The organism is Methylomonas defluvii (genome assembly GCF_033949435.1).
GTDB lineage: Bacteria > Pseudomonadota > Gammaproteobacteria > Methylococcales > Methylomonadaceae > Methylomonas > Methylomonas defluvii.
In genome coordinates, this window is sequence record NZ_JAXARY010000001.1 from 646,996 (window position 1) to 662,716 (window position 15,721).

The following is a 15,721-nucleotide window of genomic DNA, read 5'->3' on the forward strand; positions in this document are numbered from 1 at the left end:
AGGCGGAAGAGTACGCTGGACTGGTTAATCCATCAATCTTGGAGGAAAACTGGTTTTCCTCCAAACCAATCTGCGGTCCTATTTCGATACCCAAGTTTCACCTTTTGCTTCTTCAATGCTTTTTCTAAAAAGGTTCAAACTATATTGTTTGTAAGTGTCATTTTTCCAATCCACATCCATCGTTGATACCGCGCTTATCCATGCATCCTTATTTGGCCTGTTGTAAAACCAATGGAATTCATTATCAAAGATCATGTTTTTAATCTTCTTTGGATAGATTTTAATTCGCTGAAGAATTTTGGCATCCTGTTCCGGAGAGTTATAAAAATACAAGGATATAATGCCGCCATAGCAAGTAAAATTTGCCAGGTTTTCATCTTTGGAAAGACAGGATTTTTCAATAATATTTAGTGTTGTTTCTAAGGCATGAGAGGAAGAAATGGATTGGAGTGTTTTTTTTCCTTCCGTAACCTCGTTATAAGCTTTCAAACATTGCTTGTCATTATATTGAATGCATCTATTTAAAATGTCTAAAGTTTTAGGAAAGTCCAGGCCAAATTTGGCGAGATATATTTGCTCAAAGGATTTTGGTAAAAGAAGTTCAAGATTTTTTTGTTCGGTATTTACAGCATCGCAGCTGAAGCTAAGTATTAAAAGCAACGCGAAAATGATGGTTTTCACAAGGACTGTTATATACATTATTTGTATTCCGTCCAGTTTGGGTTACCGAGTGAAGTGGGTGTTTTTTCAATCCGTTCCATTATATTTGTTATGTTAGATGGAGTATCGACAACGCCAAAATCGATTTTATTTTTTGCCCCCGCGCTAGCTACGCCGAAAACTCCATTCCAGGTTTTTGCGAAGCCTTCGGTATAGCATCCATAAAATTTTGAAACCTGCTTGGGTTTTTTGATGAATTTCTTAACTAGAGCGCTATTTTTTAAAATATCTGCTTTATATATCATATCAGTAGCAAAGGCAGCCGCTTGACATGCCGAATTATGAGTAAGAGCTAGCATTAATCCATCCCCGCTAGCATGTCCGCTATACCAAACCCGGCTAATAGAGTTATCGCTCAGTGATAGCAGATAGCTCCAAAAGTCTTCTGGTTGATTAATTCCTTTGTATTGAATGCTGTAGGTTTTAGCAATGGTTTGAATTTTATTTATATAGCTGGTGCCGCCCGCTGCTATTAATTTATCTGTTGCCATTTTTCGGATACTGTGTAGGTTATATCCGTCATCTTCCTTTTCTTCGGCTTTGGTGATAACTGAGTCAGCATCCCATCTTTTTTTATAAGGCGGCTCGTATAATACCCAATGAATTAACTCCTTGGGTTGTTTATTGTACAAGTTTTTCATCGCAGCCAATTGCAATGGCACAATATAATTTGACCAACGCTGGTCATGAGCTTTATCACAACCCATAAATAAACCTGGGCCGCCAATCAATATAACAAAGTTTTCCATTTTACTTTTCCAATATTATTTGAGTGTTATTTTGTGCAGTGTATGTAGCAAGTAATGATGTGGTGTCTGTGCATCGCCCTAACCAGGGTGATATACAAGGCAGGTTCGAGTCGCCTGCTCAAATACGCTTTGTTATTGAAGCTCTTCCGGGTGAAAGTAGAAATATTCAAAGCGGGGCGTTTTTTACCTTATTTAATTCGAATCTAAAAACCGGGTATTTCCCTGTTAAAGCGCCACAGAAACGCATTGAAAGCTTTTCTTGTCCTCGCTCTCGTCGCTTAGCAGTACGATCTGGTTTTCATTATTCGGAAAAAAGAACGCGGCTTGGATATTCAGCTCTTCGAGATCGGCGGGATTTCGCGTCAGATGGTCGAACACGCTTAGTTCGTTGTCTTCGTCGTCCGCAGTGATGAAGTAGCCGTCATTTAGCGCAATTGCGCCGGATACATTTGATCGGCCTTTGTAGATTTTTGTATCCATATCAGAATCGCTGGCGAAATGTTGATTTCAAGATAGCTGGCCGGCTGGCGATGCCTGATTAATCCGGCCCTAATATTGTCACTGACGCGCAGCAGGTAGCCCTGTTGCCAAAATGGATTCCCGCTTTCGCGGGAATGACGAAGGCTTACTGAACCGCGCTGAAGTAAGCTCGGGGGTTACTCGTCCGGGCTGCCGATAAAGCGATAAATCAATGCGCCCAAAACCGCGCCAATAATCGGCGCCAGCCAGAATAGCCAGAGTTGCGCCAAGGCCCAGTCGCCGACGTAAACCGCCACACCCAGGCTGCGCGCTGGATTGACTGAAGTGTTGGTGACCGGAATGCTGATCAGGTGAATCAATGTCAGGCCCAAGCCAATCGCGATAGGCGCCAGTCCGGCAGGGGCGCGGGCGTCGGTGGCGCCGAGGATGATCAGTAAAAACATCATGGTCATCACCACTTCGGTAATTAATGCGGACAATAGGGAGTAGCCGCCCGGCGAATGTTCGCCGTAACCGTTGGAGGCAAAGCCGGCGGCTACGTCGAATCCGGCTTTGCCGCTGGCGATTAAATACAACACGCCGCCGGCCGCAATCGCGCCGAGCACTTGCGAAACGATGTAAGGCAACAATTGATTGGCCGGAAAGCGGCCGCCCATCCACAAGCCAACCGATACCGCCGGATTGAGGTGGCAGCCGGAAATATGGCCGATGGCATAGGCCATGGTCAGTACTGTCAAACCGAACGCCAGCGAAACGCCGAGCAAGCCGATGCCCACATTCGGAAATGCAGCGGCTAACACCGCGCTACCGCAGCCACCAAGAACCAACCAAAATGTCCCGAAGGACTCGGCTACATACTTTTTCATATGACTCTCCTGTGTGTTGTTATTGTTTTGCCTGTTATTGATCGCTTGTTTTTTGTTTAATAATCAATTGGCTAGCGCACTGTATTCTCTGTCTTTGTGTGATGTCAATCACAATAAACGGCTAGGTTCTTGCTTGGTGCTTGCTATTTCCAGCTAGCTAGCCGGTTGCGCGGAATCGAGAGCGTTTTGTGGTACCGGGAATTCCGGAAGAATAGTTCGGGAAAGTTTATTTCGTATGGCTAATTTCCCTATTCGATGTGAGAATTAGGGCTTATCAGTGTCCGACATTCTTCTCAGTTAGCCCCCATGCCCGATATTTCCCTGCACGGCCACAGTACCAATTTGATCGGCATGGCGACGGCGTGTTTGGCCAGTCACCTATTTAACGAATACCCCAAGCCCTTGCATATCGCCGGAACCCGAGAATCCGCGCCCGGACTGTTTGAGCAGTTGGCCGGACAAGCCTCGTTGGCGGATTGCGGGCGGATATTTCAAGACTACATGTGCGTGGTATTCGGCTTCGAAACCGAGCAGCGTTTACGCGACGATGCCGACGGCCGGCGGCGTTACCGCAACAGCTATCTGCGCCTGATTCAAGATTGGGGTCTGGATTCCAATAACGCTCAAGGTGCGGTACTGAAGGGTTGGGTGGAAAGCCGCTTTGGCCTGTTCCCCAATTACCATAAACAACAAATCAGCAGTTTCATGAGTAAGGACTGGGTAACTTACATCGAAGAAAAGATGAACAGCCGCTACCACAATAATTGCATCTACATGCAGTTGGATTTGTTATATGAGTTTTGCCAGTGGGTGATCGAGCGCTTTCAGGTGCCGGCTGCAACCCACAAAACCCTTTATCGAGGGGTCAATGCCTTGGGCGATTGGAGCCGCGAGCACAAGATTGTGCATTTCAACAGCATTGTGTCGTTTACCGACCGCTACAGCATCGCCAGCGAATTTGGCGGCTATGTTTTGGAGGTTGAGGTGCCGATGGTGAAGCTGGTGTTTTTTAACGATTTGTTGCCGCACCACGCCTTGCGCGGCGAGGCCGAATATTTGGTGATTGGCGGTGATTATCGAGTGAAGGTGTTGCGATGAATGAGCAATTAATGGATCGGGCCCTGGGTGCTTACCTGGGTTTTGCTTGTGGTGACGCGCTGGGTGCGACGGTGGAATTCATGTCGCCGAAGCAAATTCAGAGTCGTTACGGCGTGCATACCGAAATGATAGGCGGCGGCTGGCTGGGTTTGGAGCCGGGGCAGGTGACAGACGATACGCAAATGTCGCTGGCCTTGGGGCGGGCTATCATTGAGCATCAAGGTTGGAATTTGAAGTCTGTGGCCGACAATTTTCTCGCCTGGTTGGAAAGCGATCCGCCGGATGTGGGCAATACTTGCCGACGCGGCCTCGTGCGGTATCGTGATGAAGGTGTATTGATGGGGTTGCCGCGTGAAGATGACGCCGGTAACGGCGCCTGTATGCGTAATTTGCCGGTGGTGTTGGCGACGCTAAATCGGCCGGATGATTTCGAATTATGGAGTCTGGAGCAGAGCCACATCACCCACCATAATCCATTGTCCGACGCTGCTACGCTGGCATTGGGTCGAATGACTAACCAGTTGATTCATGGACAACCTGTTGAAGCCTGTTTACTGGAGGCCAAACGCTTGATCAACCAATACAGCGAATTTGCCTACCACCCTTATCCGAGTAAAGCCTCGGCCTACATCGTCGATACCACACAGACGGTGCTGCATTATTTCTTCAATACCGATAATTTCGAATCTTGCCTGATTGCTACCGTGAATCAGGGCGGCGATGCCGATACGACGGGTGCCTTGGCCGGGATGTTGGCAGGGGCCAAGTATGGATTGGCGCAGATTCCGGAGCGGTGGCTGGCTCAACTGGATAGTCGGGTCGGTGCAGAAATACGCGGGCAGGTAGCGGCACTTATCAAGATGAATAACTGATAAGCACACCGGCGGTTTTTGTGTCATTAGATATGCAGATGGCTTGTCGTTAACCAAGTTAGTAAGGATATGTCGATAGTAAGCTGATTTCCGGTCCAGGCCGAGGATTGTTGTCGGCTCAGAACAAGCTGGTTTGGTGCGTTATTTCCTGATTTACCGCAATCAGCCTAGAATAGCCGGCTCATATCTACTGTCATTGGTCATCGATGAAAGATAAATCGTTTACTTTCGAACAAATTCATATCGAAGTCGCCCGCAACGCATCTGACGATTTCAACTTGTTTCACGACAAGCATAAATGGCTGCAGGTCACGCACAATCCGTTTAAAGGCCCGATCGTGCTGGGCTTTCAGTTAAATACTTTGATCGAATATCAGATGCGCTTATACCGGGAGGCGCATCACGAAGACCAGATTATCGCCGACAATCAGCTGCGTTTTAGTAATTATCAGATCATCTTTGTTAATGCCTTGCGGCCGCGGCAAGAGATGACGCTGGATATTAAAAAGACCTTGATTGCGACAATACCCGAGCTGACTTTGACCAATCGCATCGCGATAAAGTCGCAAGGCAAAACCATTTTGCTGGGGTATAAAAAAGAAACCAAACAGCCTTTGTTTTTAGCGGATACTGATTTAAGCGGCCTGCCGGATTTGAATGCCCTACCCGATAAAACCGTGGTGCCCGGCACCGAGTTTTTTTTAAAGCGCAAGTGGATGAATAACGGCAACGTCAAGAACTTTTTGTCGGGCTCGTTTGCGGAACAGTCGGATTATTTCGACGAGTTGTTGCAGGTGGCGCAGTATCCGGAAGTGTTTCCCTGCAGTTTGACGTCCGGCGCGTTGCTGGAGAAGGCGCAGTTGGAAAACCACGACTTCAAACGCAATCCGATGGTATACACCTCGCACGACATTTCAGTGGATCGCGTGCATCTGGCGACTTTGAAAAACAACGACAAGCTGCATATTCTGGTCAAGCAACTGCCGGAGTCCCCGGATAAAACCCTGAATCACACTAGCATCATGTTGCGCACCTATGAATGTTTTGGGGTGTTGGAGAACAAGGCGGTTTTGTTTCGTATCAAACTGAATTTGGTGCCTTTGGAAGAAATTATTAAAAATTTGAGCGGGAAAACATAGCCTCAGGCCGCGAATCGCCTAGTCGCGGGCGAATGTTGTGAATTTTTTGGAACATAAAGTATAATCCGCGCTGTCGTTAGGCAAGGCCAGTGACGAGATTGCAAATTCAATTAATACAACACTAAAGATAAGGTAAGTGCTCGCAGTCAGGCATTTGCATTGTTCGAGGAAAAAAATATGAGTAATATCGAAGAACGAGTAAAAAAGATTGTCGCAGAACAATTAGGCGTAAAAGAAGAAATCGCGAACGATGCGTCTTTTGTTGACGATCTTGGTGCTGATTCTTTAGACACAGTTGAACTCGTCATGGCTCTGGAAGAAGAATTCGAATGCGAAATTCCAGACGAAGAAGCTGAAAAAATCACCACAGTCCAATTGGCTATCGATTACATCAACGCCAATCTGCAGTAAGTTGTTTCCAAAAGTTAGTGGGTGGTTTCCATCCACTAGCCGGTTTATCCCCCTTCTCTGGTTGTCTTCTTTTTTTACCGGTAGTTTACTGTGAGCACACGTCGAGTTGTTATAACGGGCTTAGGCGCCATTACGCCGTTAGCCAATAATGTTGCCGATACCTGGGATGGCATTGTCAACGGGAAGAGCGGCATTAGTCCGATCGATTCATTTGACATATCCCCTTTTGCAACGACGTTCGGCGGTGTCATCAGAAATTTTAATATCGGCGATTATATAGCCGATAAGGATGCCAAACGCATGGACGGCTTCGTGCATTACGGCATTGCTGCCGGTTGCCAGGCGATTGAGGATTCCGGTTTTGAAGTCACCGAAGAAAATGCCGAGCGCATCGGCGTGGCCATCGGCGCCGGTATTGGCGGTATCACCGGTATTGAAGAATGCTATGCCACCTACGTGGCGGGTGGTCCCAGACGGATTTCGCCTTTTTTTGTGCCGGGCAATATCATCAATATGATCTCCGGCAATCTGTCGATCAAATACGGTTTGAAAGGCCCTAACTTTGCCATCGTCACCGCTTGTTCGACCGGTACGCATAATATCGGCGACGCGGCGAGATTGATCAAATACGGCGACGCCGATGTGATGGTCGCCGGTGGCGCGGAACGCTGCACGACCTCGCCGACCGCGATGGGCGGATTTGCCTCGGCAAAAGCCTTGTCGCGTCGTAACGATAGTCCGACCACCGCCAGTCGGCCTTGGGACCGTGACCGTGACGGCTTCGTACTCAGTGACGGTGCCGGGGTCGTGGTGTTGGAAGAACTGGAACACGCCAAAGCGCGTGGGGCGAAAATTTATGCGGAACTGGTCGGTTACGGCATGAGCGGCGATGCTTACCACATCACCTCGCCATCCGAAGGCGGCGAAGGTGCGGCACGCTGCATGCGCAATGCGATGCGTGACGCTAAAGTGAATCCGCAAGACGTGCAATATATCAACGCGCACGGTACCTCGACACCGGCCGGCGATATTGGCGAAACGCATGCGATGAAATTAGCGCTGGGCGACTCGGCTTATAAAGTGGCTGTCAGCTCCACCAAATCGATGATTGGTCATTTGCTGGGCGCGGCAGGTGGTATCGAAGCGGTATTGACCGCCTTGGCTATTCAGCATCAAATTGCACCGCCCACCATCAATTTGGAAAATCCCGATCCCGAGTGCGATCTGGATTACGTTCCGAATACAGCCAGAAACATGAGCATTGATGTCGCCATTTCCAACTCGTTTGGATTCGGCGGTACCAATGGTTCGCTGGTTTTCAAACGTTACCAATAAGCGCTTCCGCTTCCGCAGTGTCTGGCTATGTTTTTATTAAACGGCGAGCACAGACACTGTGTCGATGTTTCTGATCGAGGTTTTCAATACGGTGACGGTCTGTTCGAGACCATCGAAGTATTGCAGGGCAAGCCGCTGTTTTTTGATCGTCATCTAAAACGCTTAGCCGAAGGTTGTCGCCGGCTGCTAATTCCGATGCCGGATAGTGCCTTGTTCGACGCTGAAGCCCGGCAATTGAGCCAGTCCAGCGAGCGAGCCGTGTTGAAGTTGATGGTGACGCGCGGCAGCGGCGGTCGCGGTTACCGGCAGCCCGATCACATTATCCCTACCAGACTATTCGGACTGCATCCTTATCCCGATTACCCCCATCACTTTCAAACAGACGGCATTGCCGCGCGTTTTTGCGACCAGCGTTTGTCTTTGAACCCGAGCTTGGCCGGCATCAAGCACATGAATCGACTCGAGCAGATTTTAGCCCGAGCGGAATGGCAGGACACGGCGATTCAAGAGGGTTTGATGCTGGATACTCAAGATCACGTCGTGGAAGGCACGATGAGCAACCTATTCCTGGTCAAATCTGACAGTTTATACACGCCACCGCTAGGACAATGCGGCGTCGCGGGTATTGTGCGAGAGTTGATTATGGAGTTCGCGCAGCGGATCAAACTACCGTTATTTGAGCAAGCCATTGATCAAGCTGCCGTTTTGCAGGCTGATGAGCTATTTGTCAGCAACTCAGTAATCGGTATCTGGCCGATTAAACGGCTGGAAGCGCAAGTTTTTAGTGTCGGCGCCATCACCCGGCGCTTGCAAGACTTGCTCAACGCAGCCCGCATGGCAGAGGTATAGCAGTGTTTAGAAGCATTATCGCATTTACATTATTGATGGTATTGGGTTTGGTGTCGATTTGGGCCGGCATGCACTATCAACTGATTCTCAAGAAGCCGGTCGTCATGACCGAAACCGTGATTGAAATTAAAAAAGGCGATACGCTGGAATCGGTGGTGAAAAATCTGCGTGCCCAGCAGGTGACGGTGAATCGCTTATGGTTTCGGTTGTTTGCCTATCGGAAAAATCTCGACCATTTGTTGAAGGTGGGTGAGTATGTGTTGGCTAAAGGATCTACCGCCGCAGACATTCTGCAACAATTGACCGATGGTAAAACCCGCAAGTATTCGATTACGTTTCCGGAGGGTTGGTCCTTCAAACAAATGTTCAATACCATCAAAAACAACCCCAACCTGCAACACACGCTGACCGATAACCAATTGGAAGACCTGATGGCGCAAATCGGCTCGGATAAGAATCATCCGGAGGGTTTGTTTTTTCCCGATACCTATTTCTTTGAAAAAAACACCTCGGATGTCGATTTGCTGAAACGCGCGCATGATCGCATGCAGGCGGTGTTGAACGAAGAATGGCAAAAACGCGATGACGGCGTGCCCTTGGAAAACCCTTACGAGGCGTTGATTTTGGCGTCTATCGTCGAAAAAGAGACCGGCGCCGGCGAAGAGCGCAGAAAGATCGCCGGGGTATTTGCGCGGCGTTTAAAAAAAGGCATGTTGTTGCAAACCGACCCCACCGTCATCTATGGCATGGGCGACGATTACCATGGCGATATCCGGCATAAAGATTTGCGCGAACCCACGCCCTACAACACCTATATCATCGAAGGCCTGCCGCCTACACCGATTGCGATGCCGGGCAAGCAGGCGATAGTAGCCGCCTTGCATCCGGATAATAGTGATGCTTTGTTCTTTGTCGCCCGCGGCAATGGCCGCCATGCGTTTTCTTCGACCTTGGCTGAACACGAAAAATACGTCGATCAATATCAACGATGACTCACGGTCGATTTATTACGCTGGAAGGTGGTGAAGGCGTTGGCAAGTCCACCAATCTGCAATTTATCAAACAGCTGCTGGAAGAACGAGGCATCCCGTTGGTACTGACCCGCGAGCCGGGTGGTACCGGCATTGCCGAAAAGATTCGCGGGATTTTGTTGGAACGGCAAGCGGAAAGTTTGACCGAGCAAGCCGAGTTGTTGTTGGTGTTTGCCGCTCGCGCTCAACATATTCAACAAGTGATCTTGCCGGCGTTGCAGCAAGGGCAGTGGGTGGTGTGCGACCGTTTCACTGACGCTACTTATGCGTACCAGGGCGGTGGCCGCCATATGGATCTACACACCATAGCCTGGCTGGAAAACACCGTGCAGGGCACGCTTCGGCCAGATTTGACCTTTGTCTTCGATGCGCCGATAGAAATCGGTATGCAGCGCGCCAAGCATCGGGGCGAACTGGACCGGTTTGAAACCGAACAGTTAGCGTTTTTCGACCGAGTCCGGCAAGCATATTTACAACGTGCCGCGACGGATTTGCGTCGTTACAAAATTATCGATGCCAGTTTGCCGCTCAGTGAGGTGCAACAACAGTTGCGCCTTGAGTTGGCCGGCTTGTGGGCGGATTGATGTCTACCCAAATGCAGGTTTACCCCTGGCAACAGGATAATTGGCGACAACTGCATGCTTATATCGAGCAACAACGCATCCCGCAAGCCTTGTTGTTTTCCGGCGCGGCAGGGCAAGGCAAACGGCATTTGGCCGGATATTACGCTCGAACCCTGTTGTGTCACGCACCGCTGGCCGATGCGAGTGCCTGCGGTCATTGCATTGCGTGTAAATTGTTCGAAGCGCAAACCCATCCCGATTTTCTAGTGATAGAGCCCGATGAGCCTGGCAAGGCCATCGGTATCGACAAAATCAGGCAGTTGATTGTGAAGCTGGCGTTGAAGCCGCAATATGACCATGCCTACCGCGTGGTGATTATTCAGCCGGCCGACGCCTTGAATACGGCTTCGGCGAATGCGTTTTTGAAGTGTCTGGAAGAGCCGACCGAACGCACTTGTTTATTGTTGATCAGCGAGCAACCGAGCCGTTTGCCGGCGACGATTCGCAGTCGTTGTCAGAAAATCGATTGCGTAACCCCCGCTCACGAACTGGCAATGACTTGGTTGCGGCAGCAGCGCAGTGTCGGAGAGCAGGCCGATCTGCTCTTAACTCTGGCCCAAGGCTCGCCGCTATTGGCTCAGCAATACGCCGAACTCAATATGATTCAGCTCCGGCAGCAGTATTTCGACGCCTGGTTGCAAGTGGCACAAGGCAAAGAGAATCTGTTAACCGTCGCCGAACTCTGGCAAAAGCAGGAAAAGATTGATTTGGCCGTGGTGTTACGCTGGATGGCAAGCTGGATTGCTGACATTGTTAAATGTGCTTACCGGGCGGAATCGCCGGCGCTTAGCAATCCGGATCTGAAAAATGCCTTGCAAGCCCTTGCCGAGCGGCTAGAATTGAAGCGCCTCTATAGGTTTTACGATAATGTGCTTACCACGAAGTCGCAATTGAACACGCAACTTAATAAACAATTGATGGTCGAGCAGCTATTGATTAGCTGGTCGCAACTGAACAGACACTGAGCGTATGGCAGAATCAGCAGCACCCAGACAAGGTATCCTGTCCTTATCGATCAAGGATAAAAACGCGCTGTATGCGGCGTACATGCCCTTCGTGAAAAATGGCGGCTTGTTCATCCCGACCAAACGCGAATACGAGATGGGTGAGGAAGTGTTCATGTTGCTGAATTTAATGGACGAAACTGAACGCTTGCCGATTGCCGGTAAAATTATCTGGAAAACGCCGTCCGGCGCGGAAGGCTATCGCGCTGCAGGTATTGGCGTGCAATTCAGTGATCAGGATGGTGGCGCTGCGCGCAATAAAATCGAAACCTATCTGGCCGGTGCATTAGAATCCGACCGCTCCACCCACACCATGTAAACGCTTTTGTGGGCGGACTTTGCCGCTTGTCTTTACTTTTCTAAACTCATGTTCATCGACTCCCACTGCCATCTTGATCGTATCGACTTGGCTCCTTACGCTAATGATTTCAATAATTTTGTGCAAGCAGCACGCGCGGCCCAGATCAGGCATATGCTGTGTATTGCCATCGATATGGAAGCCTATCCGGCCATGCTGGAGCAAGTCATGCCGTATTCGGACATCTCCTTGTCGGTGGGCGTGCATCCAAATGTTCATGATGGGCGTGAGCCCACGCTGGACGACTTGCTGCAGTTGGCCGATAACGAAAAGGTGATCGCCATTGGTGAGACGGGGCTGGACTATTTTCGTAGCGAGGGCGATTTGGAATGGCAGTTTCAACGGTTTCGCACCCATATCGCCGCCGCCAAGACACTCAACAAGCCTTTAATTATCCATACTCGCGAGGCTGGGCAGGATTCCTTGGATGTTTTGCGACAAGAAGGCGCGGACCAAGTGGGCGGGATTATCCATTGCTTTACCGAGGATTGGGCTTATGCGGAAAAAGCATTGGATTTGAATTTCTATATCTCTTTTTCCGGTATCTTGACCTTCAAGAACGCAGAAGCCATCAAGGATGTGGCGCGTAAAATACCCGCTGACCGTTTTCTGATTGAAACCGACTCGCCGTATCTGGCGCCGGTCCCGTATCGCGGTAAACCGAATTATCCGACCTATGTCCGCTATGTGGCGGAACATATTGCGGATTTGCGCGGAACCTCTGTCGAAGCCATTGCCGAGCAATCGACCGAAAACTTTTATCGCCTGTTTGCCGGTTCTTCGGCCGATAAGCTACGCCGGGCCAGCTAAAAAAAACGACCGGGTCCATGTAGCGATGGACCGGTCGTTCGGAGAGGTGGGGTATAACTCTCATTCCCCATAGGGGCGCATACAAGAGTTGCTTGCAGTTTACTGAAGCGGCACCGTCCTGAAAATGTGGCATTTTGCCGCGTGGCAAATTGTCGCTGCCCTGGCGGTTAACCTAATTCCTTGAAGTGCCGTCATGACATCAATCTACCTTTTATGCCCTGGGGTATAGCAACTTTATTTTTCTCGGAATATGGATCTGGAATTAGCTAGTTCGCTAGGAGTTTTTCAACTCCAGCGCTTACCTTTTCGCAAAAATGAACTGCTGCGGGCTTGGGATGCCGCTGACGAATATCTGTTAAATCACCTGGCTGCCGCAGGCATTGCCGAGCATGGCAGTATCGTCATCCTCAACGATAGCTTCGGTGCGTTGGCGGTTTCGCTCAGCGCTTACCGGCCAACAGCCATTGCCGATTCCTGGCTTTCGCAGCAGGCGACACGTATTAATCTGGCATTGAATCGCATAGACCACGAACGAGTGAGCTTGCTGGATAGCCTGTCGCTACCGGAAGCGGACATTGATTACCTACTGATTAAAATCCCCAAGACCATGGCTTTGCTGGAATATCAATTGCATAGGCTTAAACCGTTGTTGAAGGCTGATTGTCGGGTAATCGCTGCCGGTATGGTAAAGACCTTGCCGCCAAACACCTGGAAATTGCTGGAGCGCTTGGTCGGGCCCACGCAGCCCTCTTTGGCGGTGAAAAAAGCTAGACTGATTTTTGCCAGTGTGGATCAAAATCTGCAACTGCCGGAAAACCCTTATCCCACGCGCTATCAGTTGGAGAATAGCGATCTTTCGGTCTGCAATCACGCCAACGTATTTTCTCGCGATAGCCTGGATATAGGCACCCGTTTTTTATTGGAGCATCTGCCGCAAAACTCCGAGTACCGAGATTTTATCGATTTGGGTTGTGGTAACGGCATCGTCGGCGTGATGTTGGCAAAACAAAACCCAAATGCGCGAATAGGGTTTATCGATGAATCGTTTATGGCTATCGCCTCGGCCAAAGAAAATTTTGCGGCGGCTTTTGCCGATAGTCGGCAGGCCAATTTTTTAGTTGCCGACTGTTTGAGCGATTACCCGGAGAACAATGCAGACTGCATAGTCTGTAACCCGCCGTTCCATCAACAGCACACCATAGGCGATCATATTGCCTGGCAGATGTTCCGGCAGGCACATAAAGTCTTGCGTAAGGGCGGTGATTTACGGGTAATCGGTAATCGCCATTTGAACTATCATCTGGCTCTGAAGAAATTATTCGGCAATTGCCGACAAGTGGCGGCTAATGCCAAGTTCGTGATTTTCAGCAGCGTGAAGGTTTGAGTTATTCGATATTTTTATAATGTAAGGATGAAATCTGTTCGGAAACGATGCCGATCAGAAAGATAAACAAGGACGACAAAAATAGTACCGCGCTCATATTGGTAAATCGGTTTTCCGTGAAGTAGGTATAGCCGTAATAGCCGGCGCCCAAGCTAAATACTATGCTGCTGATGGGTAAAAACAGCCGCATGGGTGAGAACAGCACCCCAATCCGTAAGATAATAATAAAAAATCGAAAACCGTCATGCATCAGCCGGATATGGCTTTTGCCGCTGCGTTTGCCGGCGTGGATAGGAATGTAGGCTACCGGGAAGCCGGAACGAAAAAACGCCATTGTGCTGGTGGTCGGATAAGAAAAACCGTTGGGTAATAGGTAAAGAAATTTGCGGAATTTGTTGGCTCGGGCCGCACGAAATCCGGACGTAAGATCTTCTATTTTGTGCCCGGTCATCACTGATGCCAGCTTATTGTAGAACTTATTCGCCAGACGTCGGAATAATGAGGCATGGCTACCGGCGTTTCGGGCACCGACCACCATATCGTAGCCGTCGTTCAGTTTGTTAAGCAACGCCGGAATGTCGCCGGGGTCGTGTTGGCCATCGGCATCCATAAACACCAAAATATCGTTTTTTGCATGTCTGGCGCCGGTTTTGATAGCCGCGCCGTTGCCCATGCTGTAAGGGTGATCAATCACCGTGACACCGGCCGCGCGAGCGATGGTGGCAGTATCGTCCGTCGAGCCATCGTTTATCAGCAGAATCTCCGCATCAGGGTACAGCAGATGTAACATCGGTAAAAAGGACGGCAGATTTTTAGATTCGTTTTTCGCGGGGATGACGATGCTGATCGAGGGGATGTTATTCATGAAAATCCAAAGGTTGGCAAGGAAACATGCCGAAATGTGGACAACAGTCTAGCAGAATTAAAGGGTATCGACAGCTGGGGTCGATTTATCGAAACTGGTCTTTCAATAGGCGTAATTGCCTGAAAACCGCCAAGTCGGATTGGTCTGTCATGCCGATATTGCTGCGAATACCGAGGTCGTGCGCCCTAAAAAAGGGGTTGGTTGCCAATTCCAGGCCGATAGTCGAGGGAAGGGTGGGGCGGTTTTGTTGGCGAAGTTCGGCGACTTGATCAATTCGCTGTCGCAATTGCGGATTGTCCGGATCAACCGACAGCGCAAAACGACCATTCGCGGCGGTATATTCGTGGGCGCAGTAGATGCGGGTTTCGGCCGGCAAGGCTTTCAGTTTTTCCAACGAATGCCACATCTGTTCGGCGCTGCCTTCGAACAATCGGCCGCAACCCAGCGAAAACAAAGTGTCGCCGCAAAACAAAGCCTGGCTATCGGCGCTGTAATAAACGATATGCCCTACGGTATGGCCGGGTGTGTCGATGACCTGAAAGCAATGATTGCCGAGTTTTACGACATCCCCGTCGCCGAGCAGTATGTCAATGCCGGGGATACGCGCCTGGTCGGCTGCCGAGCCAACGATCTTGCAGCCGGTTTGCTGCTTGAGTTGTAAATTGGCGCCTATATGGTCGCTGTGATGATGGGTATTAAAAATGTAATCAAGTTGCCAGGATTTTTCGACTAAAACATCGATAACCGGATCGGCAACGGCGGGGTCAATCACGGCGGTCAATCCGGAATACGTGTCTTGTAATAGATAAATGTAATTGTCTTGTAGAACCGGTATTTGCAGGATTTCTAACATTTATCTATGTGCAATAGTTAATCAATACTTATTTTCTGGCAATGAAGACCATTTGGTGGCAATGGTAAGGATCGATTTTTTCAAAAACAGGCTGAATGAAGTTTGGCAGCGGATATAAGCCAAAGCCATACCCCGTGACTTGTGAGAAACCAATAGGGGCTGTTGCCATTTTGTCATAATCCCTTTGAAAATCGATTGGCGAGCCATATTGATTGAGTTTTCAATCAAACGATAACTAGCGAATGCCACGCCAACTGCTTACAGATACCCACTG

The 15,721-nt window shown here is 49.5% G+C and carries 19 protein-coding genes; 12 read left to right on the forward strand and 7 right to left on the reverse strand.

What is annotated here, in order from left to right:
• Nucleotides 1-78: 78 nt before the first annotated feature.
• From QLH52_RS02980 to aqpZ, 4 genes are all read right to left on the reverse strand, one after another.
• Nucleotides 79-681, reverse strand: coding sequence for a hypothetical protein (locus tag QLH52_RS02980; RefSeq protein WP_129871347.1), 603 nt, complete (start codon nt 679-681; stop codon nt 79-81).
• Between the two features lie 17 nt (nt 682-698).
• A complete protein-coding gene (locus QLH52_RS02985) occupies nt 699-1,469 on the reverse strand; it encodes a hypothetical protein (RefSeq protein ID WP_101051760.1) in 771 nt (256 codons plus the stop codon).
• Nucleotides 1,470-1,694: 225 nt separating this feature from the next.
• Nucleotides 1,695-1,949 (reverse strand): hypothetical protein, encoded by a 255-nt coding sequence (locus tag QLH52_RS02990; RefSeq protein WP_033157124.1) that lies wholly within the window; start codon nt 1,947-1,949, stop codon nt 1,695-1,697.
• Nucleotides 1,950-2,125: 176 nt separating this feature from the next.
• Nucleotides 2,126-2,815, reverse strand: a complete 690-nt coding sequence (gene aqpZ, locus QLH52_RS02995) for an aquaporin Z (protein ID WP_033157123.1) — start codon at nt 2,813-2,815, stop codon at nt 2,126-2,128.
• Nucleotides 2,816-3,121: 306 nt separating this feature from the next.
• Between aqpZ and QLH52_RS03000 the strand changes: the two genes are divergently transcribed.
• The 12 genes from QLH52_RS03000 (at nt 3,122) to QLH52_RS03055 (ending at nt 13,729) form a co-directional block, all read left to right on the forward strand.
• On the forward strand, nt 3,122-3,913 hold the full coding sequence (locus tag QLH52_RS03000; protein WP_033157122.1) for an NAD(+)--dinitrogen-reductase ADP-D-ribosyltransferase: 792 nt from the start codon (nt 3,122-3,124) through the stop codon (nt 3,911-3,913).
• Nucleotides 3,910-4,785 (forward strand): ADP-ribosyl-[dinitrogen reductase] hydrolase, encoded by an 876-nt coding sequence (gene draG / locus QLH52_RS03005; protein ID WP_033157121.1) that lies wholly within the window; start codon nt 3,910-3,912, stop codon nt 4,783-4,785. The genes QLH52_RS03000 and draG overlap by 4 nt, the downstream gene beginning before the upstream one ends.
• Before the next feature lie 206 nt (nt 4,786-4,991).
• Nucleotides 4,992-5,924, forward strand: a complete 933-nt coding sequence (locus QLH52_RS03010) for a hypothetical protein (RefSeq protein WP_319960495.1) — start codon at nt 4,992-4,994, stop codon at nt 5,922-5,924.
• 177 nt (nt 5,925-6,101) lie between these two features.
• Nucleotides 6,102-6,335 (forward strand): acyl carrier protein, encoded by a 234-nt coding sequence (gene acpP / locus QLH52_RS03015; RefSeq protein WP_013820083.1) that lies wholly within the window; start codon nt 6,102-6,104, stop codon nt 6,333-6,335.
• Between the two features lie 90 nt (nt 6,336-6,425).
• Nucleotides 6,426-7,670 carry a beta-ketoacyl-ACP synthase II gene (fabF, locus tag QLH52_RS03020; protein ID WP_026602026.1) on the forward strand — a complete coding sequence of 415 codons (1,245 nt, stop codon included), beginning with the start codon at nt 6,426-6,428 and terminating at the stop codon, nt 7,668-7,670.
• 27 nt (nt 7,671-7,697) lie between these two features.
• Nucleotides 7,698-8,519, forward strand: coding sequence for an aminodeoxychorismate lyase (gene pabC / locus QLH52_RS03025; protein WP_319960496.1), 822 nt, complete (start codon nt 7,698-7,700; stop codon nt 8,517-8,519).
• 2 nt (nt 8,520-8,521) lie between these two features.
• Nucleotides 8,522-9,511 (forward strand): endolytic transglycosylase MltG, encoded by a 990-nt coding sequence (gene mltG, locus QLH52_RS03030; RefSeq protein WP_308441626.1) that lies wholly within the window; start codon nt 8,522-8,524, stop codon nt 9,509-9,511.
• Nucleotides 9,508-10,134: a dTMP kinase gene (gene tmk, locus QLH52_RS03035; RefSeq protein WP_319960497.1), complete on the forward strand. Its 627-nt coding sequence runs from the start codon at nt 9,508-9,510 to the stop codon at nt 10,132-10,134. The genes mltG and tmk overlap by 4 nt, the downstream gene beginning before the upstream one ends.
• Nucleotides 10,134-11,138, forward strand: coding sequence for a DNA polymerase III subunit delta' (locus QLH52_RS03040; protein ID WP_319960498.1), 1,005 nt, complete (start codon nt 10,134-10,136; stop codon nt 11,136-11,138). The genes tmk and QLH52_RS03040 overlap by 1 nt, the downstream gene beginning before the upstream one ends.
• A 4-nt stretch (nt 11,139-11,142) precedes the next feature.
• The gene (locus QLH52_RS03045) at nt 11,143-11,496 is read left to right on the forward strand and encodes a PilZ domain-containing protein (protein WP_033157114.1); all 354 of its coding nucleotides are present in this window, start codon (nt 11,143-11,145) and stop codon (nt 11,494-11,496) included.
• A 48-nt stretch (nt 11,497-11,544) separates the two neighbouring features.
• Complete coding sequence (locus tag QLH52_RS03050) at nt 11,545-12,345, forward strand: TatD family hydrolase (RefSeq protein WP_319960499.1); 801 nt, start codon at nt 11,545-11,547, stop codon at nt 12,343-12,345.
• 250 nt (nt 12,346-12,595) lie between these two features.
• Entirely contained in the window at nt 12,596-13,729 is a 1,134-nt protein-coding gene (locus QLH52_RS03055) for a methyltransferase (protein WP_319960500.1), read from the forward strand.
• 1 nt (nt 13,730) lies between these two features.
• On the opposite strand, the gene QLH52_RS03060 is transcribed toward QLH52_RS03055, so the two are convergent.
• The 3 genes from QLH52_RS03060 to QLH52_RS03070 form a co-directional block, all read right to left on the reverse strand.
• Complete coding sequence (locus QLH52_RS03060) at nt 13,731-14,594, reverse strand: glycosyltransferase family 2 protein (protein WP_319960501.1); 864 nt, start codon at nt 14,592-14,594, stop codon at nt 13,731-13,733.
• 85 nt (nt 14,595-14,679) lie between these two features.
• Nucleotides 14,680-15,447, reverse strand: coding sequence for a hydroxyacylglutathione hydrolase (gloB, locus tag QLH52_RS03065; RefSeq protein ID WP_319960502.1), 768 nt, complete (start codon nt 15,445-15,447; stop codon nt 14,680-14,682).
• A 21-nt stretch (nt 15,448-15,468) separates the two neighbouring features.
• The gene (locus QLH52_RS03070) at nt 15,469-15,696 is read right to left on the reverse strand and encodes a hypothetical protein (RefSeq protein WP_319960503.1); all 228 of its coding nucleotides are present in this window, start codon (nt 15,694-15,696) and stop codon (nt 15,469-15,471) included.
• Nucleotides 15,697-15,721: the final 25 nt, after the last annotated feature.

Coding starts and splice junctions, on each gene's coding strand:
- acpP (WP_013820083.1), top strand. CDS start 6,102: ATGAGTAATATCGAAGAACGAGTAAAAAAGATTGTCGCAGAACAATTA.
- QLH52_RS03055 (WP_319960500.1), top strand. CDS start 12,596: ATGGATCTGGAATTAGCTAGTTCGCTAGGAGTTTTTCAACTCCAGCGC.
- QLH52_RS03040 (WP_319960498.1), top strand. CDS start 10,134: ATGTCTACCCAAATGCAGGTTTACCCCTGGCAACAGGATAATTGGCGA.
- QLH52_RS03000 (WP_033157122.1), top strand. CDS start 3,122: ATGCCCGATATTTCCCTGCACGGCCACAGTACCAATTTGATCGGCATG.
- QLH52_RS03010 (WP_319960495.1), top strand. CDS start 4,992: ATGAAAGATAAATCGTTTACTTTCGAACAAATTCATATCGAAGTCGCC.
- gloB (WP_319960502.1), bottom strand. CDS start 15,447: ATGTTAGAAATCCTGCAAATACCGGTTCTACAAGACAATTACATTTAT.
- QLH52_RS03060 (WP_319960501.1), bottom strand. CDS start 14,594: ATGAATAACATCCCCTCGATCAGCATCGTCATCCCCGCGAAAAACGAA.
- QLH52_RS02990 (WP_033157124.1), bottom strand. CDS start 1,949: ATGGATACAAAAATCTACAAAGGCCGATCAAATGTATCCGGCGCAATT.
- QLH52_RS03050 (WP_319960499.1), top strand. CDS start 11,545: ATGTTCATCGACTCCCACTGCCATCTTGATCGTATCGACTTGGCTCCT.
- pabC (WP_319960496.1), top strand. CDS start 7,698: ATGTTTTTATTAAACGGCGAGCACAGACACTGTGTCGATGTTTCTGAT.
- draG (WP_033157121.1), top strand. CDS start 3,910: ATGAATGAGCAATTAATGGATCGGGCCCTGGGTGCTTACCTGGGTTTT.
- tmk (WP_319960497.1), top strand. CDS start 9,508: ATGACTCACGGTCGATTTATTACGCTGGAAGGTGGTGAAGGCGTTGGC.
- aqpZ (WP_033157123.1), bottom strand. CDS start 2,815: ATGAAAAAGTATGTAGCCGAGTCCTTCGGGACATTTTGGTTGGTTCTT.
- QLH52_RS03045 (WP_033157114.1), top strand. CDS start 11,143: ATGGCAGAATCAGCAGCACCCAGACAAGGTATCCTGTCCTTATCGATC.
- QLH52_RS02985 (WP_101051760.1), bottom strand. CDS start 1,469: ATGGAAAACTTTGTTATATTGATTGGCGGCCCAGGTTTATTTATGGGT.